The following is a 21,516-nucleotide window of genomic DNA, read 5'->3' as shown; positions in this document are numbered from 1 at the left end:
TCAGGCTTTGGTGACTGTTACCTTCAATTTATTTAATTTTTATTTGAATTAATAATCTATAACTTTATATCACGTATTTTTTACGGTTATTAATCTGATAGCATACTTAGTTTTAAGCCATGGCAAAAAAAATCTCCCGTAAAAAAGCCATCAGGAATCTTGGTGCAGGGGCAGCATTGCTTACTTTAACGCCCCATGCCTTTGCCAATAGCCTTAAAAACGCTAAACGCCCTAAATCCGACAGTCAAATGAATCATTCAGTATGTCAATGGTGTTATAGCAGCATCCCGCTTGAAACCCTATGCGAAGCAGCAAAGGAAATAGGATTAAAGTCAATAGAATTATTAGGGCCTTCACAATGGCCGGTCATTGAAAAATATGGCCTCACTTGCGCCATGTCAAATGGCAGTTCCCTGGGTATTGAGCGAGGATTCAATGACCCTGACAATCATGCCCAATTGAAAAAGGATTATCTTGACCTGATTCCCAAAGCTGCGGATCATGGCCTTAAGAATATTATTTGCTTTTCAGGAAACAGAAACGGTCTGGATGATAAAAAGGGAATCGAGCATTGTAGCAAGGGGCTTGAGCCGGTGGTGAAAGAAGCACAAAAATATAAGCTGAACATTGTGATGGAGCTGTTGAACAGTAAGGTAGACCACCCTGATTACCAATGTGATCATACGGAGTGGGGTGTTGCGTTGGTAGATAAACTGGGTGAAGATAATTTTAAACTTTTGTACGACATCTATCACATGCAAATCATGGAAGGTGACATTATTGCCACCATCAAAAAATACAGCAATTACATCGCCCATTATCATACCGGAGGCGTTCCCGGAAGAAACGAAATCGATGAAACCCAGGAGCTAAATTATAAAGCCATCATGAAAGCCATACAGGCGACCGGCTTTCAGGGATTTGTGGCACAGGAGTTTATTCCAAAAGGTAAAGACCCGTTAGCTTCTTTGCAGCAAGGTGTCAGCATCTGTGATGTTTAACCGGGTCTGGTAACAACCTGTACGGGCACCGGCCCGACGGTCCATCTTCTGCTTGAAGGCTAGCATTCAATAAGCATGGCACCATAAGAATAGCCCCCACCAAAAACTGTTACGACAATTACATCACCGCTTTTAAACCTGGATTTGTTTTCATCCATCGCTATTGCTGCGCCAGCGCAGCCTGTATTTCCCAGGTATTGAATATTGGAGAGCGCTTTTTCAGGATCGACATTCAAACTCTCAGCTACATTTTTTGTAATTCTTAAATTGGCCTGATGGGGGATCAGGTAGTCGATATCTTCAATCGTATAATTATTCTCTTCAATGATTCGTTTGGTAACACCGGACATATACTGGCAGGCCTTTATAAATACGTCTCTGCCAAAAGGCATCTCAAAGCCCTCGTAGCCCGGCCTTAGAAAAACACTATCCGATGCCTTTCCAACATTTCCAGCACCTCCTGTGATTACCTGCTTGATTGCAAAATCATTTTCCTTGAGCTTTTCCCTGGATATAAAAACTGCCGCAGCACCGTCACCCCAAAGATGTCCGGCCTTTTGGTCTTCATCTTTACTATACAGTGTATTGTGCTCTGACAAAACCACCAACGCTTTGCTGGCTTTGTTAAGGGCAAAATACCCCTCCACTACTTCTACGGCATTAATAAAAGTGGAGCAGGCGGTGGATATTGATAAAACCGGAATATCACTTCTATCCAAAAGCTTTTGAATGGCATGTCCCAGGGTGAAAATCGTATCATAGGGTGTATAGGTACCTCCTACAATCAGGTCTATTTCCTCAGGTCCATAGGGCAAGTCTTCCAAACCATTTTTAACGGCCTCTATACCCATAGTCTGGGCATTTTCCGACTTACCGGCCTTGCGCCGTTCCTTTATTCCGGTGCGCTCCAGAATCCATTCATCACTCAGTCCATTCAAATTACCGAAGTAATCATTGGCAATTCTGTTAGAAGGTATATAGCTGGAAATATGGTTTATATACATCTTAAATATTTCGAATAAATCAGGCTCAAATATAAAGTACTTGATTTAATTTATTCAATTATTTAACACGTATCTATACGGTCGAAATGAAATAATCGGGGAAGTATGTTTCAACTGTTTTTGAACAGCGACCGATAGCCTATCAGACTAACTTCAACCATATATACGCCGAAGGGTAAGGCAGAAATATCCACTTTTCTTTTCAGGTCTGTGATGGATTTTCTGAATCGCATCGATTTGAGCTCTTTGCCTTTTTCATCCAGGAATTTTACAATCACATCTCCCATGATGTTGTTATTTACGCGGACATCCAGATAGTCTTTGCTTGGATTAGGATACATCCTTAAAGGCTGATTAACATCTTCCAACACCAGCCCCGTATTTTGCTCTGTCTTCTGGTAGGCGCCGTCAAAAAGAGAGCGTCCGTATTCTGAAATCGCCCTTATCCGGTAGTAGTAGGTTGAATTCTTTTCTACTGATTTGTCACAATAAATATTTTTATTGGCAGGCACCTTTCCAACCTCCTCGAATCCCCGGTCAGGGTACTGAGAACGTTCTACCGAAAAACCCAGCTCGTTGTCGGAGTTGTCTTTCCAGATCAAATCAATCTGCCCCTGGCCTACTACCCTGGCAAATACATGACTGGGCGCAGATGGGAACTCAGCCTTTTTCACAGACAACACCTGATTAACAGCGATATGATTCAATATTTGCTCCTCATTTGAAGGCCAGACTATTTTTAAAATATCGATCGTTTCATTTCTGCCAAGGTCAAAATCAGCCTCCAACTCAGTCTGATGGTCGTTTGCCGGGCACATAATTTTTTTGGTTTGCCAGGTATCTTTAATTTTTAGAGAAATCGTCATTTGCTTGGATTCAAATCGCTCATCGGTGTTCAATAGCTTCACAGTGAGCCAATTGCCTGACTTTGTTGCAAATGAATCTTGATATAATCCAACAAAGAGCAAAAATGACAAAATCAATCTAAGCAGAGGGTAAATGTTTGTTGATACTTTAAGTGGCATAAGTGGCTAACAAATTTTGTGTTTTGGTGTTATTTAAAAAGTACAATTAACAGGCTGCCAATACTAGCACTTTATCTTGGAAAAAAATAATCAAAATTCTTATTTTCTTTCATGAAATTTATTTTGAATTTTCCTTGATAAGTAATTGAATTACAGAATATTGTAAGTAAGAATAATTTTGAATTTTCTTTGTTTTTTCCGAAAACAATTCAAAGATCTGACTTTTCTTACATCAGAAAACTCCTAAACTTTAAATTTTTAGAAAATTTGCTTTTGGAAGGTTGTCAGGAAAAACCAAAGGTAAAAATCCCCTGCCAAAAATTTACGCCCTCCAAATTGATGTTAAAACGTGGTTTCCAGGAAATATTATATTTTTCTTTTCCCCAAAGTGTAGAATTTTTCTACACTTTGGGGAAGGGGTGGGTATGGGTTACCGGTTCCGGGTTCAAGGGTATGAGTTCGTTGAGAAGGGAGGGAGTAATGGAACAGGGAGTTGCCGGAGGTGTAAGGATTGGGGGGTAGAATAGTGGAACGGGGAGTCGGCGGAATTATGGGATTTTTAAGGGAGTGAAATAGGGAATGATGGGGAGTTTCTTGCGCATCAGATCGATATAAACTGATTTAAGATTTTATGGGGGAAGCATGATAAACCCCGCAAGAAATAATATCTTTGGATTTTGTTGGCTAAAACATGATGAGAAAAAAGAAGTTTGCCATTATAGGTTGCGGGCGTATAGCAGGCCGCCATGCCCGACATATTGATAATTTGGGGTCATTGGAAGCTGTATGTGATATTAAAAAAGAACGGGCGGAGGCATTGGCCGCAACTTATGGAGCTAATGCTTACTTTGATATCGGGGAGTTGCTAATCAACGAAAAGGAGATTGATGTCATCTCCATTTGTACACCTAACGGCCACCATGCCACTCATAGCATTATGGCGCTTCAGGCGGGCTTCAATGTGCTTTGTGAAAAACCTATGGCTCTTAGTGCAGATGACTGCCAGGCGATGATCGATGCAGCCGAAAAATTCAATAAGATGTTGTTTGTTGTCAAACAAAACCGATTTAACCCACCCATTGCAGCTGTAAAAACCGCTATCGATGAAAACAAGCTGGGTAAAATATACAGCGTACAGTTGAACTGTTTCTGGAACAGAAATTTTAACTATTACCGGCAATCAGACTGGAAAGGAAAAAAAGCAATGGATGGAGGAACGTTATACACACAGTTTAGCCACTTTATAGATCTGCTGTACTGGATGGTGGGAGACATCGCGGAGGTAAATGGGTTGTTAGGCAATTTTGCACATGAAGGTGTCATTGAGTTTGAGGACAACGGTGTGGTACTGCTCAGGTTTAAAAGTGGGGCGATTGGCTCTATCCACTATACTGTCAACAGCTTTAACAAAAATATGGAAGGTTCAATTACGGTGTTTGGTGAAAAAGGAACAGTAAAAGTGGGAGGGCAGTACCTTAATGAATTGGAGTATCAACAAATCGAAAATTTCGAGATTAAAAACTTACCTAAAGGCAATCCCCCCAATTATTATGGGGAATATACCGGATCAATGTCAAACCATGACAAAGTTTACGAAAATGTCATCGAGGCTTTAGCCGGAACAGCCATGATTGCTACCAATGGTTTAGAAGGTTTAAAAACAGTAGAAATTATTGAAAAAATCTACAATCAGGCCAAATTTATCCACTGATACAACCTACGCCAGAGATTGAATGGCTATCCAGGCCATCAAACCGCAGCCGATCTCCAACGCGTCTTCGTCAATATCAAAAGTAGGGGTATGTACGAAAGAGGTAATTCCTTTGGCTTCATTCCGCACGCCCAGCCTGTAAAAGGAAGCGTCGATTTCGTGTGAATAGAACGCAAAGTCCTCACCAGCCATCCATATATCCAGGTCCACCACATTGTCAGCACCTAAATAGCTTACCGCTGCATTTCTGGCCAGATCAGTTAATTCAGGATTGTTTTCCAGGTAAGGATAGCCATTTACTATATTAAACTCACAACTTCCTCCCATACCCTCAGCAATGCTCTCTGCCATTTTTTTCATCTTCTTTTTGGCTTCGCTACGCCATACTTCATCCATGGCCCGGAATGTCCCCTCGATTTTTACCTCATCCGGAATTATATTGGTTGCTCCATCGGCAATTACTTTACCAAAAGACAGTACCGAAGGCGTTTTAGGGCTGGCATTGCGGCTGACTATTTGCTGCAAGGCGACAATAATGTGCGCCATAATCAGCACCGGATCAATGTTCAGTTCCGGCATGGCACCATGTCCCCCTTTGCCTTTGACAGTAATATACAATTCATCGGTACTGGCCATATACATCCCCTTCCTGAAGCCTACTTTTCCTACTTCTATCAGGGGCATTACATGCTGGCCAATAATTTTTGTCGGGGCCGGATTTTCAAGTACACCGTCTTTAATCATCAACGATGCTCCTCCGGGTGCCTTTTCTTCGCCTGGCTGAAAAACTAACTTTACAGTCCCTTCAAATGCCGGTTTAAGTACTGTTAATATTTTGGCTGCCCCCAACAATGATGTGGTATGTACATCATGACCACAGGCATGCATAACACCATTAACACGAGACTTGTAAGGAACTTCGTTGGCTTCCTGAATGGGGAGTGCATCCATATCAGCGCGTAAAGCTATTACTTTGGACGAGGGGTTCCTGCCCTCGATAATTGCAGTAAGACCGGTACCTGCAACACCCTCTTTGGGTGACAAACCAAAATCCCTGAGTTTACCGGCCACAAACTTTGCCGTATTAAATTCCTGAAAGGATAGCTCCGGGTTGGCATGCAGATGCCTGCGTATGGCAATCAACTCCTCTTTCACCTCGCCGGCCAGGCGCTGAACTTGTTGCTTTAGTTCCATTTAGTATTTGGAAGGAGGAAAAGTATTGGGGATACGGATGGGTAGCAGGATAGCCTGAGGAAAGTGCTGCTTAAGCTCGCTGTAATGTTTTTGGGCTTCTATTTTCTCTATAAAGTTGCCCACCCTGACTTTGAAGTTAGGGGCTACCCACCCTACCTTAGGTCTGGACGAGGGCATCTGCTTATAGATTTCCGATTTAACCATATCGGCATTTTCACGGCTTGCCCCCGAATAAACCTGAATGGTATAACCTGAGGCGTAATCTATCTCCTCGTTTTTTTTAATGATCTCATTCAATATTTCGTCCAGCTTTTCGGTTACATCTTGTTGCGGTTCGCGCTTAACTTGTGGATCAATGCGGTTTTCAAGTGTATCCTCCTTTTGGATATCGCTCAACTTTTCGTCATACCTTGGCCTGAGGCTGGTGATGTTTTCTGAATAAGCGGAAGAGGTGCTACCGGGTTTACGAAGGCCTGTGCAAGCTGTCAAAGCTACCATCAAAAACAATATTCCCCCTGATCTTTTCATAAAATCAAATTGGTCATTCATAAAACATGTAAAACTAGATAAATAAACGCTAATCTTCAATCAACACACATTTATTATTTCTAATATCTTCTTCTACAGTCTTAAATTTAACGTTTTTCTTGATGCTTCCATCGGAATACTGAACGGTAACTTTTTCATTCCGGCCGGCAATTTTCTGGGATTTGGCTGGTGTAACAACCTTTTGTTGCACAGGGGCACGGTGGTTGGTGCTTTCCCCACCACTAAGCAATGATTTGGACTCCTCTTTCGTCTCTCTCAGCCGCTGCCTGGTCTTTTGCGTATGGGCTTCCCTCACGTCCTGCGATTCCTTGACCGGAATATCGGCTTTCATCAAAAACGATACAGTATCTTCATTCACCCGGGCAACAAACCGTTTAAAGAGCTCAAAGGACTCAAACTTATAGATCAACAACGGATCCTTTTGTTCGTAGACTGCATTTTGTACCGATTGCTTCAGGTCATCCATTTCCCTTAAATGTTCCTTCCATGCCTGATCAATAATCGCCAGTGTGATCATTTTCTCCATGGACCTGATCAATTCCCTGCAGTCGGTGTCCACATTTTTTTTCAGGTTAGACACTACACCAATTTGCTTTTTGCCATCGGTAAAGGGCACCATAATGTCGTCGACGGTCGCACCCCTGGTCCTATCTAATTCTTTGATAATGGGGACGGAACGCCTGATAATTCCTGAATTCTTCTCCTGGTAATGTTTTAAGGCTGCGTCATAAAGTTGTTCGGTCAAACCTTCCTGACTTACACTATTGAAAGCCTCCAAATCCATAGGAAAATCCAGGCTCAGAATGCCCAGGCAATTTAACTTGAAGCTGTCGTAATCCTCGGAAGCTTTGGCATTTATCACGATATCTTCACAGGTATCATACAGCATTGTAAGGATATCCAATTGTAACCGCTCCCCGTAAAGCGCATTTCTTCTCCTTTTATAAATAACTTCTCTTTGGGAATTCATGACGTCGTCATATTCCAGCAATCGCTTACGGATGGCAAAGTTGTTTTCTTCCACTTTTTTCTGAGCTCTTTCAATGGATTTGGTTACCATCGAATGCTGAATTACTTCCCCTTCCTGCAAACCCAGTCTGTCCATGATCTTGGTGACTCTTTCAGACATAAACATCCTCATTAGATTATCTTCAAGGGAAACAAAAAACTGCGATGATCCCGGGTCACCCTGGCGACCGGATCTACCCCTCAACTGCCGGTCAACCCTTCTTGACTCATGTCTTTCCGTGCCGATAATGGCGAGACCACCAGCCGACTTTGATTCCGGGGTTAGCTTAATATCAGTACCCCTTCCTGCCATGTTGGTGGCAATGGTCACGGTACTTGGCTTACCTGCCTCAGCTACAATGTCAGCCTCTTTTTGATGTTGTTTAGCATTTAATGTCTGATGACTAATATTTCTGATTTTAAGCATTCTGCTTACCAGCTCAGAAATTTCCACCGAAGTGGTTCCTACCAAAACCGGCCTTCCTTCCTTGGTCAGGTCGACAATTTCATCGGCCACTGCGTTAAATTTCTCCCTGACTGTCTTGTAAACCTTATCTTCCATATCCCCTCTTACGATGGGCCTGTTGGTGGGTATTACCACTACATCCAGCTTATAAATTTCCCAGAACTCACCGGCCTCGGTCTCTGCTGTTCCGGTCATACCGGCCAGCTTATGATACATTCTAAAGTAGTTTTGTAAGGTGATGGTGGCGTAGGTCTGGGTTGCATCTTCGACTTTTACATTTTCCTTGGCTTCGATAGCCTGGTGCAGACCATCAGAATACCGGCGCCCATCCATAACACGGCCTGTTTGCTCGTCGACAATTTTCACCTTGTCATCGGCAATGATATATTCTACATCTTTCTCAAAAAGCGTATAAGCCTTTAAAAGTTGGTTGATGGTATGAATGCGCTCGGCCTTGGAGGCATAGTCTTTAATCAGTTCATCCTTCTTATGTAGCTTGTCTTCATCGGAAAGTTCACCGTTATTGTCTATTGCCGCCATCTCCATGCCAATGTCCGGAAGGATAAACAGTTTCGGGTCCTCTCCTTCACCAGTAATTAAATCCAAGCCTTTTTCCGTAAGGTCGATGGTATTGTTTTTCTCATCGATGGTAAAAAACAAAGGCTCGTCGGCCTCTGGCATCATTTTGGAGTTATCCTGCAGGTAAAAGTTCTCCGTTTTATTAAGTATTTGCTTTTTCCCGGTTTCGCTGAGGTATTTTATCAAAGGCTTGTATTTCGGAAGGCCTCTGAAAGCGCGAAACAGGGCCAGGCCACCTTCTTTTTCATCATCTTCATTGATAAGTTTTTTGGCTTCTATGAGGTATTGGGAAATCAGTTTCTTCTGGGCGTCGACCAGTTTTGAAATTCTCGGTTTTAATTCATAAAACTCATGCTCATCACCCTTGGGAACAGGCCCCGAGATAATCAGGGGCGTACGTGCCTCATCTATAAGGACCGAGTCTACTTCGTCGACCATGGCATAGTGGTGCTTTCTTTGCACCAACTCTTGCGGATCCCTGGCCATATTATCCCTCAAATAATCAAATCCGAATTCGTTGTTGGTGCCATAGGTAATATCAGATTGGTAGGCCTTTCTTCTTGACTCGGAATTGGGTTCATGTTTGTCTACGCAATCTACCGTGAGACCATGAAATTCAAACAACGGTGCCATCCATTCGGAATCCCTTTTAGCCAGATAATCATTAACCGTCACTATGTGTACACCACGCTGAGCCAGGGCATTCAGAAATGCCGGTAGGGTGGCGACGAGTGTCTTACCTTCTCCGGTGGCCATTTCTGCAATTTTTCCCTCATGCAATATAATCCCCCCAATTAGCTGGACGTCATAATGCAGCATGTCCCACACGATCTCATTTCCCGCAGCGATCCAACGGTTATGCCATATGGCCTTTTCCTCTTTGATCTCCACATTACTTTTATGTGCGGCAATTTGTTTGTCCGGCAATTCGGCTGTTACTTCCAGTTTTCCATTTTCCTTAAATCTGCGGGCGGTTTCCTTGACAACTGCAAATGCGTCAGGGAGCACCTTAAGCAATACTTTTTCCAGCTCTTTGTTCCTGTCCTCCTCCAGTTTGTCAATTTGATCAAAGATTTCCTCCTTCCGGTGTATATCCAGGTCCGGATTATCCGCTACCTCCTGATGCAACCCGGCAATCCGGTCATCAATTTCCTTCAGATCCTGGGCGATAATGCCCTTGATGGCTACAGTTTTACCCCTCAACTCATCATCGCTAATCGCAGACAATGTCTCATAAGCCTCATTCACCTTTTCTACCAAAGGCATTACCTTTTTAATATCTTTCTCCGATTTGTTGCCAAAGATTTTGGTTATCCCTTTCGTTACAATATCTAACATATGGTCTGACTTTTCTAGATTGAATACTTAAAGTTAATGGTTAAAAGGGACATTTTATAAAATATTTATAACCCCTTCAAATACCATTCCGGCCGGCCCGATTAAATAAATATCTTCAAAATTTTGTTCATTTACCTTCTTAAATGACACCTGAAGGTCGCCTCCACGGGTTTTAATCTTGACAGGACTGGCAAAATTTTGGTAGCTTGCTGCCAAACTGACAGCCGTAACGCCAGTGCCACAAGACAAGGTTTCGTCCTCTACCCCCCTTTCAAATGTTCTGACAAATAATTCATTGCTTCCGCATGTCTCCACAAAATTGACATTGGTTCCTTCCGGGGCAAATTGTTGTTCAGAACGAATCGCCTTACCTTCCTTATATACGTCAAATTCATCGAGATTACTGATGAATTTAATATAATGTGGCGATCCGGTATCAATGTACCAATGACCATTCATTTTTTTGACCTCGCTGACATCATGCATTTTAAGATGAATCAGCCCCCCTTCAATAAAGGCCTCATGAGCCCCATCAACCGCCAGAAAACGTGTCGACTTCTCAATGATGCCCAGATAGTCGGCAAAGTGAACTGCACACCTGCTGCCATTCCCGCACAGGCTTTGGGATCCGTCAGCATTGAAATATATCATTTCGAAGTCATAGTGGTCATGATCGCGAATTAGAATCAAGCCGTCTGCCCCTATCCCGAATTTCCTGTCACACAAGTTAGAAACAACCCTGGTATCGAATGTTTCAGCCCTGGCAGCGTCATAGGGGAAATGGCGGTCTCGATCGTCAATCATGACAAAGTCATTACCTGTACCCTGATATTTGTAAAACCTTATCGAAGCCATGTTCGGAATAATCAACTAAATTACAAATTAACCTATATTTACTAAAGTGCAACGGTTAAATTGTTTTTATAGTTATTAAAATATTTGCCCATAAAAAAAGCCAACTTTTCAGTTGGCTCTTCTTTCGATATTTTTGCATGAGTTTTATTATAACTTCTCTTTAATTCTGGCAGCTTTACCATGACGGCCCCTGAGATAAAACAACCTGGCCCTTCTTACCTTACCTTTTCTCAGTACTTCTATCTTGTCAATGTTAGGGGACAATACCGGGAAAATTCTTTCCACACCAACGCCGTTGGAGATTTTTCTGACCGTAAAAGTTTCACCGTTAGTATTGGCATTTCTTCGTTGAATGACGGTTCCCTGAAACTGCTGAATCCTTTCTTTACTACCCTCACGGATTCTTACGTGGACGTTCACCGTATCTCCAGCCTTAAATTCCGGAAGTTCTTTCCTTTTTTCCGCGTATTCCTGTTCTATCAGCTTGATTAGCTCGCTCATGATCTATATAGTGATTTCTTGTGTCAAAAAAATGGATTGCAAATATAGAAATAATTTTAATAATTGTCAGGGAATAGCAGATTATTTTAAATCAACTGTGTTTCATTCCCCGATAACGCCCGGCCTTCTCTGTTTTGTTCGTTTTACCGCTTGCTCAAACCGCCATGCTTCAATTTTCTTTTCATGGCCCGACAGCAAAACATCCGGTACCTTCATCCCTCTGAATTCAGCCGGCCGCGTGTAAACGGGTGGGGCTACCAGGCCATCCTGGAAAGAGTCTGTCAGGGCGGAGGTTTCATCGGATAATACCCCCGGGATCAATCTTATTACAGCGTCAGACAGCACCGCTGCGGCCAGTTCCCCGCCTGATAAAACATAATCACCTATGCTGATTTCCCTGGTAATGTAATGTTGCCTGACACGTTCATCCACCCCTTTATAGTGACCGCACAAAATGATTATGTTTTTTCGCAGTGAGAGCTCATTGGCCAAAGACTGGTTGAGTAACTCACCATCCGGACTCATATAAATGACTTCATCGTAAGTTCTTCCGGACTTCAAATGTTCAATGCAATCCGCAATTGGCTCAATCATCAATACCATACCTGCCCCACCACCATACGCATAATCATCCACCTGTTTTTGCCGGTTTTTGGCAAAATCCCTCAAATCATGCACCTTTATCTCAACAAGCCCTTTGTTTTGTGCCCGCTTTAAAATCGAGTCTCCAAAAGGGCTTTCTAAAAGCTTTGGCAGGCAAGTTATGATATCAATCCTCATCATCTGAGTTGAATTCTTCCAGATAGACCTCCAATAGCCCTTCGGGAAGTTTAACATGAATTTCGCGCGCCTTCCGGTTCAGATGTTTGATGATTTCGTCTTTTACCGGGATCAACACCTCTTTTTGGTGATAAATCACTGCAAGCAGGTCCTGATTGGGAAGGGAATAAACCGTATTCACTGGTCCCAACTTGCCATGTACATCATCAAGCACCTCAAAACCTATGATCTCATGGTAATAAAACTGATTGTCCCCAAGCCGTGGCAGTTGATCCAGAGGCAGATAAAGTAAACATCCTTTAAGCGCTGTAGCGGCTTCAATGTCTTTAACATCCTCAAATTTTACCACCGCCTTGTCTTTTCTTATGGCAATGGAGCTAATAAAAAATGGAACCAGCTTTTGATCTATTTCGATAAAAACCGATTCCAAATGCTTGTAGTGTTCCGGAAAATCTACGTCAAGTAAAATTCCGACTTCACCCTTAATGCCATGGGCCTTGATTACATGGCCTAGTTGATAACACTGATCAACATCCATGACAACCGGATTATTCCTTGCTTTCCTCTTCTTCTGACTTATCTTCAGGCTTAGTTTCTTCGGCTGCGGCCTCTGCGACCGGTTCCTTGGCCTCTGCCGTATCCGCAGTAGCTTCCGCAGCGGGTGTTTCCGTTTTGGCCTCAGGTTCCGGAGTCACCTCCTCAGCAGATGTTTCTGCAATTACCGGAGCAGCTTCGGCTTGAGTAACTTCCCCGGAATTAGCCTCTGTCGTTGTGTCTTCTGCTTTGTTTTCAAGTGTTTCTTCAGCTTGAGGTTTTTCGTCAGCATCTACTGCCGGAGTTGCATCTGCCGGCGCTTCTGCCTCCACTTGGGCTTCAGTCGCTCCCTCCGTTGCATCCGGAGTGTCTTCGGCTGCAGTAGCTTCGGGAGTTACTTCTGCCGGCGCTTTGGTATCGGCAGCTTCTCTGGTTTCCCCTGTTTTTTCTTCTGCTTTGGCCTCAGAAGTTTCGACAGCTTCCGTACCCGCTCCTGCCTCCGGGGTTGATTCTCCTGTAGCCTCGGCTGCAGGTGTTTCTTCTGTAGCTGCTTCGGTTTGAGCAACGGATTCTTCTGCCACAGTTTCAACCGCTGCTTCGGCGGCTGCCTCAGGTGCTTCAGCCACTTGTTTCTTTTTAAGAGCTTCGATCCTCGCCTCCTTCACTTTGGTTTCAGCATCTAACCTTGCCTTGGCATCGGCTTCTTTCTTTTTGGCAAGCTGATCAATCTTGGTAGAGATTTTAGCCTCTTTTTCTTTCAACCAATCTGCCAGTTTCGTATCAGCTTCCTCCTGGGTTATGGCTCCCTTATTCACACCTATCTGTAAATGCTTCCTCAGCATCACGCCACGATAAGATAGCATAGCCCTCACCGTATCTGTAGGCTGGGCGCCGTCCATGACCCATTTAAATGCCCTCTCTGCATCAATATTGACCGACGCAGGGTCTGTGTTAGGATTATAAGTCCCGATTTTTTCAATAAAGCGACCATCCCGTGGTGCTCTGGCATCGGCTACGACCACGTCGTACATGGCCAGTTTCTTGCGTCCTCGACGCGCTAATCTGATTTTTACTGCCATTTTTTATTTAACAATTTAGTTAAGCGATGGAACACGTCCACCTAAAAGGTCTGCAAAGGTAAAACTTTTTTGTAATTTAATTGCCATTAAGGCTAAAATATCTAAGAATATAGACTAAATCATATTTTGATCGTTTTGAACTTATATATATATATCCATAGCAGCATCACAATAACTTATATTTATTATGCCAAATTTTGGGCTTGTGGCTATATTTGCCATGATATCAGAAACATCTTTTTCAATGAAACGCTGTTCATACCTGATTATATTCGTATGTTCCTTACCAGCCGTAGCGCAGGAAGGTTACAACATTAGTTTTGAAATCGAAGGACTCAGAGATACCACCACTTATCTGGGTTATTATTATGGTGAAGGCACCTATCTCAAAGACACGGCCCTGATTGATCATACAGGAAAGTTTTCTTTTAAGGGAAACAATAAATTGCCTGCGGGTGTCTATTTTGTTGTGCTCAATAAAACCAGGCTCTTCGATTTCATTGTTAACAAAAATCAAAGGTTTAAAATCACAGCCAGCCAGGAAGACTATCTGAAACATCTAAAAAGTATCGATGAAAAGGAAAATGAAGTGTTTTTCAACCATATGAGATTTATGCTGAAGAACAATGAATCGGTGCAACCTTACTTAAGCATACTAAAAGACAGCACTGCCAGGGATTCGGACAAACGACAAGCTCAGGCCAGCGTAGAGGAAATAGACAATCTGGTCCAAAACCACCAGCATGTATTGGTGGAAAGGCATCCTGATTTGCTGGCGGCAAAATATATTATGGCTCAGCGTCCTTTGACAGTTCCCGAGGAAATCCGGCTAGCCACAGACAAAGAAAAAACCCTGCAGTATTATAAAGATCATTTTTGGGATGGTTTTGACCTGAGCGACGATGCATTTCTACGCTATCCTCAACCGATCTACCGGCAAAAGGTAGAAGATTACCTCGGAAACTTATTTGTACAACATCCTGATACCTTGCTGGAAGCGATTAATCTACTCATTTCGGCTGCTAAAGAAAATCCTGAAACCTATAAATATCTGGTATGGAATCTGGTATTAAACTATCAACAACCAAAGATAATGGGGCTGGATGCTATTTTTGTTGCGCTCTATGACCAGTTTTTTGCCAATGGTGAAATGGATTACTGGGCCAATGACCAGTTAAAAGAAAACCTTAAAAAGCGGGCGGATCAACTTAGGAGCTCCCTCATTGGCCGGCAGGCCCCTAATCTGATTATTCAGGATTTGGATAAAAAACCGAGATCCCTGGAATCTATTGAAAGTAAATACACCGTCATTTATTTTTACGATCCCGACTGTGGTTTTTGCAAGAAAGAAACACCCAAACTCCGCGATTTTAGTAACAAAACAACCCTGGACGTTAGCATCTACGCAGTCTGCGCAGACTCTTCGCTTACCAAGATGACTACCTATATTGAGGAGATGAAAATTGATCATTGGATTAATGTAAATGGTCCCAGGACTTACACGCAGCATTATAAAAACATTTATGACGCCGATACAACCCCCACGATTTATCTGCTCGATGAACGCAAAAAAATAATTGCCAAAAAAATTGCGGCAGGTAAGATCCAGGAATTCCTGAATAATCACGAAAACAATACCGCTTCCAGCCAGACCAGGACCAGATAATACGAACGCATTCATTAAGGCGTTAATAAAAGGGATAAAGTAAGTATTTGATTATATTTGCGTATGCGAATTGACAATTTTTGATAATAATGTGAACTTTGTACCTTTGTCAATAGTTTTAAGCTTACAAAAACTTTCCAGGGAAGATGGATAAATATTCGTACATAGCCAATGCACATGGATCTTATATAGATGAGCTTTATAAGTCTTACAAACAAGATCCCGGATCTGTAGATCAAAGCTGGCAAAAATTTTTCGAAGGCTTTGATTTTTCCTTACAAAAGTATGGAGAAAATGGGATCGAGGCAGCAGAGATCGATCACAGGGAGACTAACGTCAGGGATCTAATCCATGCGTACCGTTCGCGTGGTCATTTGAAGTCCGATACCAATCCCGTTAGGCCCAGGAGAAAGCACAATGTAAAACTCAACCCGGGCGACTTCGGATTAACCGAGGCCGACCTTGACCATGAATTTGACATAGGTGCTAAAATTGGCCTGGGCAAAACCTCTCTGAGCAAAATACTGGAAGCACTGAAAAAAGTATATACAGGTTCTATCGGATTTGAATTTATGCACATCCGCGATCAGGAGATCCTGGATTGGATGATTGAAAAGTGTGAAAGATCTTACCTTAACTACAACCCCGGTATAGAAGATAAAACGGGTATTCTGACCAAATTAAACGAGGCAGTGGTTTTTGAAAACTTTTTGCACACCAAGTTTCTCGGGCAAAAAAGGTTTTCCCTGGAGGGGGGTGAGAATACCATTCCGGCTCTTGACAAAATCATCAACAGGGCAGCCCAGATGGATGCAGAGGAGGTGATAATCGGCATGGCACACCGGGGAAGACTGAATGTGCTGGCCAACATCATGGGCAAGACTTACGAAGAAATATTCAGCGAATTCGAGGGCAACATTAAACTCGACTTAACCATGGGTGACGGGGATGTGAAGTACCATCTCGGTTACTCCAGTAGAATTGATACCATTGCCAATAAAAAGGTTTATGTAAAACTTGCGCCTAATCCCAGCCATCTGGAGGCAGTAGATCCTATCGTTCTCGGTTATACCAGGGCACAGATTGATGATGAGTGCGAGGGCAATGTAAAAAAGGCCATACCTGTTTTGATTCACGGAGATGCGGCTATCGCAGGGCAGGGGGTTGTATACGAGACTGTACAAATGTCAGGACTCCCGGGTTATGATGTGGGTGGCACGATTCATCTTGTAATAAATAACCAGGTGGGTTTCACCACGGATTACGATGATGCCAGGAGCAGTATTTATTGCACCGATGTGGCAAAAATTGTAGACGCTCCTGTGATACATGTCAATGGTGATGATCCTGAGGCAGTCACATTTGCGGCAAACCTGGGTGTGGAATACAGGCAAAAATTTGGAAAAGACATATTCATTGACCTGCTATGCTATCGCCGTCACGGCCACAATGAAGGCGATGAACCCAAATTCACCCAACCTAAACTTTACAACATAATCGCCAAACATCCGAATCCCAGAGAAATTTATGTCAAAAAACTTATAGAAAGGGGAGATGTCGATGCAGAACTGGCCAACAGGATGGACAAGGAGTTCAGGGCACAGTTGCAGGACAGACTCAATGAAGTAAAGCAAAATCCGTTGCCCTATCAGCCTCAGAAAATAGAAGAAGAATGGCAACAGCTCAGAAAATCAAAGCCTTCGGATTTTGATGAGCCTTTTAACACTAAAATTAATCAGAAAACTGTCGATATCGTTGCCAAAGCGCTTACTACATTGCCTGAAGGGTTTAAACCGTTGAAGCAAATTGAGAAGCTGTTCAGGGATCGTAAAACCAATTTCTACGACAAAAAAATGCTGAATTGGGCAGATGGGGAGCTATTGGCCTACGGTTCGTTGCTATTGGATAACATCATCGTACGTATGTCCGGACAGGATGTTAAAAGAGGTACCTTTTCGCACCGTCACTCTTATGTGTTCGATGCTAACACAAATGAACCATATTGTAACTTGGATCACATCAGTGAAAATCAGGAGAAGCTCCAAATCTATAATTCACTGCTGTCGGAATATGGTGTGCTGGGCTTTGAATACGGCTACGCAATGGCCACTCCTCATGCGCTTGTCATCTGGGAAGCACAGTTTGGGGATTTCGCTAACGGCGGTCAGGTAATTGTCGACCAGTTTATCAGCAGTGCTTATACGAAATGGCAACGTATGAATGGACTTGTGCTGCTCCTGCCGCATGGATATGAGGGCCAGGGGCCGGAACACTCCAGTGCCAGGTTTGAAAGGTATTTGCAAATGGCAGCAGGCTACAACATGTTCATATGCAATATCACCACGCCGGCCAACCTTTTTCATGTGTTAAGAAGGCAACTGCTGCTACCATTCAGAATGCCATTGATCATAATGTCTCCAAAATCCCTGTTAAGGCACCCCAAAGTGGTCTCCCCGATGAAGGATTTCACCTCAGGCACTTTCAAAGAAGTAATAGGGGATGATTATGCCATCAAATCCACTGTCAAAAGAGTTATTTTATGCTGCGGCAAAATATATTATGATTTATTGGAAGAACAGCAAAAATCAAAACGCAAGGATGTGGCGTTGATCAGGATCGAGCAACTGGCCCCTTTCCCTGGTAAAAAAATAATGGCGGAGATTAAAAAATATAAGCAGGCGAAGGTTATCTGGGTACAGGAAGAACCGGAAAATAAGGGTGCCTGGTCTTATATTTTAAGGGTATTCAGGGAGTTTCCTCTCGATATAATTTCCAGAAGGGCCGCAGCCTCCCCGGCTACAGGTTATAACAAAGTGCACAAAGATGAGCAAGCTGCCATCATAAAAGCTGCCTTCAAGCTATGATAATTTCTCAAAACATCATCCTATTCCACAGACAGTAAACAGATCTAAAAATATGACTTTAGTAATGAAAGTACCAGCCGTAGGAGAGTCAATCACCGAGGTGACTATTGCCCAATGGCTGAAAAACGACGGTGATTATGTTGAAATGGACGAAATGATCGCCGAAATTGAAACAGACAAAGCCACCCAGGAACTACCCGCAGAGGCTGCCGGTATGCTCAAGATTGTGGCACAGGAAGGAGATACGATTGAAATAGGGGCCACCATATGTGAGATCGATACCGATGCGGCACCCGCTTCACCACAGTCCGGAACACAACAGCGCGAGGCTGCCAAACCTCAGGAGTCCTCAGGGGGGGAACCTGTCAAAACCGGGGAAATCAAAGAAATGGTGGTACCGGCGGTTGGCGAGTCCATTACTGAAGTAACCATAGGGAAATGGGTAAAAAGCAATGGAGACTTTGTTGAAATGGATGAAGATATCGCCGAAATCGAATCGGATAAAGCGACTTTCGACCTGCCTGCCGAAGCCTCGGGATACCTTCAGATTGTTGCTGAAGAGGGCGCTACACTGGAAATTAGCGAGGTGATATGCAGAATTGAGGTGGCTGAAGGAAAAGCACCTGCCACAGGAACTGCTCCGGTGGCCGACACAGGTACAACTGCCACCCAGGCCGCGGCTGCCGCCGCACCTACGCAGCCGGCAGAAAATGCCGGGACATCACCGGCCACTTACGCCACCGGCCATCCTTCTCCCGCGGCAGCAAAAATATTAGCTGAAAAGGGCCTGCAACCCGGTGATGTGAACGGTAGCGGGGTGGAAGGAAGAATCACCAAAGAAGATGCTGAAAAAGCTCAAAAACAACCCACCCCTGTCGCTCAGGATGGGCCGTCTGTCCCGCCAACAGTAGTTACCGGTACCCTGCCCAACGGTGCGAGGGAGCAAACCAGAAAAAAAATGTCCAGTTTGCGGCGCACCATTGCAAGGAGACTCGTAGCAGTAAAAAACGAGACCGCCATGCTCACCACATTTAATGAGGTGAACATGAAGCCCATCATGGACTTAAGAAAAAAATACAAAGAGCAATTCAAGGAAAAGCATGGCGTTGGATTAGGATTTATGTCATTTTTTACCAAAGCTTGCTGTGCCGCCCTACAGGAGTGGCCCGCTGTCAATGGCATGATCGATGGTGATGAAGTTGTGTATAATGACTTCTGCGATATCTCTATCGCCGTATCGACCCCCAGAGGACTGGTTGTGCCGGTAATCCGGAATGCCGAGCTGCTCGATTTCAAAGGCATAGAAAGTGAGGTAATTCACCTGGCAATCAAAGCAAGGGACAATAAATTAAGTATAGATGAAATGACCGGAGGTACCTTTACCATCACAAACGGAGGCGTTTTCGGCTCTATGATGTCCACACCTATCATCAATGCCCCTCAATCAGCCATATTGGGTATGCACAATATTGTTGAAAGGCCGGTAGTGGAAAATGGTGAAATTGTCGTAAGGCCTATGATGTATGTGGCCTTGTCTTATGATCACCGGATTATCGATGGAAAGGAATCCGTTAGCTTCCTGGTTCGGGTGAAACAGCTACTGGAAGATCCCATGAGACTTATGCTGGGGGTATAAAATAGCTATAGTGTTTTTATGTAAAAAAATTAATAAAGAATCATACTTTAAGGAATATAATTATGCAATATGATGTAACCGTGATCGGTTCGGGGCCAGGAGGTTATGTGTGTGCCATCCGCTGCGCACAACTGGGTTTTAAGACCGCAATCATTGAAAAATACGACACCCTGGGTGGCACTTGTCTCAACGTGGGCTGTATTCCATCAAAAGCTTTACTGGACTCTTCAGAGCATTTTCACAATGCAGAACAAACCTTTAAGGAGCATGGAATTACCATCAACCAGCCTAAAGTGAATCTCAAGCAAATGATTCAAAGAAAAAGAGACGTTGTGAAAGTGACCTGCGATGGTGTGGAATTTTTAATGAAAAAGAACAAAATCGACGTTCATCACGGTGTGGGTTCATTTGTGGACAAAAACACTATTAAGATCATAGCGAAGGATGGCAAAGCCACTGAGATAAAAACAGATAAGGTCGTCATTGCCACCGGCTCCAAACCAGCTAATTTGTCTTTCATTAAACTAGACAAGAAGCGGATTATTACCAGCACCGAGGCTCTTGAGCTGAAGGAAGTACCCAAACATATGGTTATCATTGGTGGGGGTATAATCGGTATGGAACTTGGATCTGTTTACGCACGTTTGGGTGCCAAAATTACAGTTTTAGAGTTTCTGGACCGGTTGATTCCGGGTATGGATGGAACCATGAGCAAGGAACTTCAGAGGTCGCTCAAAAAACTTGGCTTTGATATCAAAGTAAGTCATAAAGTCACCGCCGTTTCGGTCAAAGGAAAGGAAGTGATGGTCACAGCAGAGAATAAAAAAGGTGAAAGCATAGAAGTTAAGGGAGATTACTGCCTGGTTTCCATTGGCAGAAGACCATATACGGAAGGACTTGGGCTGGAAAATGTAGGCATTACCCCAGACAATGCCGGACGGGTTGAAGTAGATGACCACCTGAGGACCAATGTCGATAACATTTATGCCATAGGAGATGTTGTTAAAGGAGCCATGCTCGCCCATAAGGCCGAAGAAGAAGGAATCCTGGTAGCAGAACAGTTGGCCGGACAGAAACCGCACATTAATTACAACCTGATACCGGGCGTAGTGTACACATGGCCTGAAGTAGCTGGTGTGGGTTATACTGAGGAGCAATTGAAGGAAAATGGCAAGGCGTACAAAACCGGAACCTTTCCCTTCAGGGCATTAGCCAGGGCCAGGGCCAGTATGGATCTGGATGGCATTGTAAAGGTATTGGCAGACAAAGAAACCGATGAGATTTTAGGGGTACACATTATCGGTGCCAGGGCCGCTGACATGATCGCTTCCGGTGTGACTGCCATGGAATATCGCGCCTCTGCCGAAGATGTGGCCAGAATGTCACATGCTCATCCAACATACATGGAAGGGTTCAAAGAAGCTTGCCTGGCAGCTACTGAAGACCGTCCTATTCACATTTAGTGTTTTTGTTTTTGGCGGTTGACTTTTCTGTTCAGCAGGCAACAGTTGTAGAAACATCGGTTTTAGTTTGTTTGCATATCGGCTGTTTGAGGGATTAGCTTAAGATTTTAGAACCAGGTTCTATTCAATCAGGGCAAGAGGTTTGAAAACTTTCGGTAGTGGCTGGGAACTAAAAGGTAAAATTTCTTTGAAACTTCCCTTCGAGGTGAGTTTTTAAAAAAATCAAACAAATCATCAATTGCCCATTGTCAATTGTTAATTAG

Annotated in this window: 17 protein-coding genes; 7 read left to right on the top strand and 10 right to left on the bottom strand. The window is 43.5% G+C overall.

Annotated elements, in window-relative coordinates; genetic code table 11:
* Window positions 1-119 precede the first annotated feature (119 nt).
* The gene (locus AC04NP_RS19450) at window positions 120-1,001 is read left to right on the top strand and encodes a hydroxypyruvate isomerase family protein (protein ID WP_482861600.1); all 882 of its coding nucleotides are present in this window, start codon (window positions 120-122) and stop codon (window positions 999-1,001) included.
* A 59-nt stretch (window positions 1,002-1,060) separates the two neighbouring features.
* On the opposite strand, the gene AC04NP_RS19445 is transcribed toward AC04NP_RS19450, so the two are convergent.
* Entirely contained in the window at window positions 1,061-2,005 is a 945-nt protein-coding gene (locus AC04NP_RS19445; RefSeq protein ID WP_482861599.1) for a 3-oxoacyl-ACP synthase III family protein, read from the bottom strand.
* A 110-nt stretch (window positions 2,006-2,115) separates the two neighbouring features.
* The gene (locus AC04NP_RS19440; protein WP_482861598.1) at window positions 2,116-2,913 is read right to left on the bottom strand and encodes a T9SS type A sorting domain-containing protein; all 798 of its coding nucleotides are present in this window, start codon (window positions 2,911-2,913) and stop codon (window positions 2,116-2,118) included.
* 453 nt (window positions 2,914-3,366) lie between these two features.
* Between AC04NP_RS19440 and AC04NP_RS19435 the strand changes: the two genes are divergently transcribed.
* A complete protein-coding gene (locus AC04NP_RS19435; RefSeq protein ID WP_482861597.1) occupies window positions 3,367-3,552 on the top strand; it encodes a hypothetical protein in 186 nt (61 codons plus the stop codon).
* 169 nt (window positions 3,553-3,721) lie between these two features.
* Window positions 3,722-4,741, top strand: a complete 1,020-nt coding sequence (locus AC04NP_RS19430; protein WP_482861596.1) for a Gfo/Idh/MocA family protein — start codon at window positions 3,722-3,724, stop codon at window positions 4,739-4,741.
* A 6-nt stretch (window positions 4,742-4,747) separates the two neighbouring features.
* On the opposite strand, the gene AC04NP_RS19425 is transcribed toward AC04NP_RS19430, so the two are convergent.
* From AC04NP_RS19425 to AC04NP_RS19390, 8 genes are all read right to left on the bottom strand, one after another.
* On the bottom strand, window positions 4,748-5,935 hold the full coding sequence (locus AC04NP_RS19425; RefSeq protein ID WP_482861595.1) for a M20 metallopeptidase family protein: 1,188 nt from the start codon (window positions 5,933-5,935) through the stop codon (window positions 4,748-4,750).
* A complete protein-coding gene (locus tag AC04NP_RS19420) occupies window positions 5,936-6,463 on the bottom strand; it encodes an SPOR domain-containing protein (RefSeq protein ID WP_482861594.1) in 528 nt (175 codons plus the stop codon).
* 49 nt (window positions 6,464-6,512) lie between these two features.
* Entirely contained in the window at window positions 6,513-9,875 is a 3,363-nt protein-coding gene (secA, locus tag AC04NP_RS19415) for a preprotein translocase subunit SecA (protein ID WP_482861593.1), read from the bottom strand.
* A 54-nt stretch (window positions 9,876-9,929) separates the two neighbouring features.
* Complete coding sequence (dapF, locus tag AC04NP_RS19410) at window positions 9,930-10,730, bottom strand: diaminopimelate epimerase (protein ID WP_482861592.1); 801 nt, start codon at window positions 10,728-10,730, stop codon at window positions 9,930-9,932.
* A gap of 147 nt (window positions 10,731-10,877) precedes the next feature.
* Window positions 10,878-11,231, bottom strand: coding sequence for a 50S ribosomal protein L19 (rplS, locus tag AC04NP_RS19405; protein WP_482861591.1), 354 nt, complete (start codon window positions 11,229-11,231; stop codon window positions 10,878-10,880).
* 102 nt (window positions 11,232-11,333) lie between these two features.
* Window positions 11,334-12,011, bottom strand: coding sequence for a tRNA (guanosine(37)-N1)-methyltransferase TrmD (gene trmD, locus AC04NP_RS19400; RefSeq protein ID WP_482861687.1), 678 nt, complete (start codon window positions 12,009-12,011; stop codon window positions 11,334-11,336).
* Window positions 12,001-12,549: a ribosome maturation factor RimM gene (gene rimM / locus AC04NP_RS19395; RefSeq protein WP_482861590.1), complete on the bottom strand. Its 549-nt coding sequence runs from the start codon at window positions 12,547-12,549 to the stop codon at window positions 12,001-12,003. The genes trmD and rimM overlap by 11 nt, the downstream gene beginning before the upstream one ends.
* Before the next feature lie 10 nt (window positions 12,550-12,559).
* Window positions 12,560-13,624, bottom strand: a complete 1,065-nt coding sequence (locus AC04NP_RS19390) for a 30S ribosomal protein S16 (RefSeq protein ID WP_482861589.1) — start codon at window positions 13,622-13,624, stop codon at window positions 12,560-12,562.
* Between the two features lie 244 nt (window positions 13,625-13,868).
* On the opposite strand from AC04NP_RS19390, the gene AC04NP_RS19385 reads away from it, so the two are divergent.
* From AC04NP_RS19385 to lpdA, 4 genes are all read left to right on the top strand, one after another.
* Window positions 13,869-15,290: a redoxin domain-containing protein gene (locus AC04NP_RS19385; RefSeq protein WP_482861588.1), complete on the top strand. Its 1,422-nt coding sequence runs from the start codon at window positions 13,869-13,871 to the stop codon at window positions 15,288-15,290.
* 146 nt (window positions 15,291-15,436) lie between these two features.
* A complete protein-coding gene (locus tag AC04NP_RS19380; RefSeq protein ID WP_482861587.1) occupies window positions 15,437-18,154 on the top strand; it encodes a 2-oxoglutarate dehydrogenase E1 component in 2,718 nt (905 codons plus the stop codon).
* Window positions 18,155-18,206: 52 nt separating this feature from the next.
* A complete protein-coding gene (gene odhB / locus AC04NP_RS19375; RefSeq protein WP_482861586.1) occupies window positions 18,207-19,790 on the top strand; it encodes a 2-oxoglutarate dehydrogenase complex dihydrolipoyllysine-residue succinyltransferase in 1,584 nt (527 codons plus the stop codon).
* Between the two features lie 62 nt (window positions 19,791-19,852).
* Entirely contained in the window at window positions 19,853-21,253 is a 1,401-nt protein-coding gene (gene lpdA, locus AC04NP_RS19370; RefSeq protein ID WP_482861585.1) for a dihydrolipoyl dehydrogenase, read from the top strand.
* The last annotated feature ends 263 nt before the right edge of the window (window positions 21,254-21,516 follow it).

This window comes from Agaribacillus sp. DX54 (genome assembly GCF_056858335.1).
Note: the sequence above shows the minus strand (reverse complement) of the source record. Positions and strands in the feature narration are given on the sequence as shown.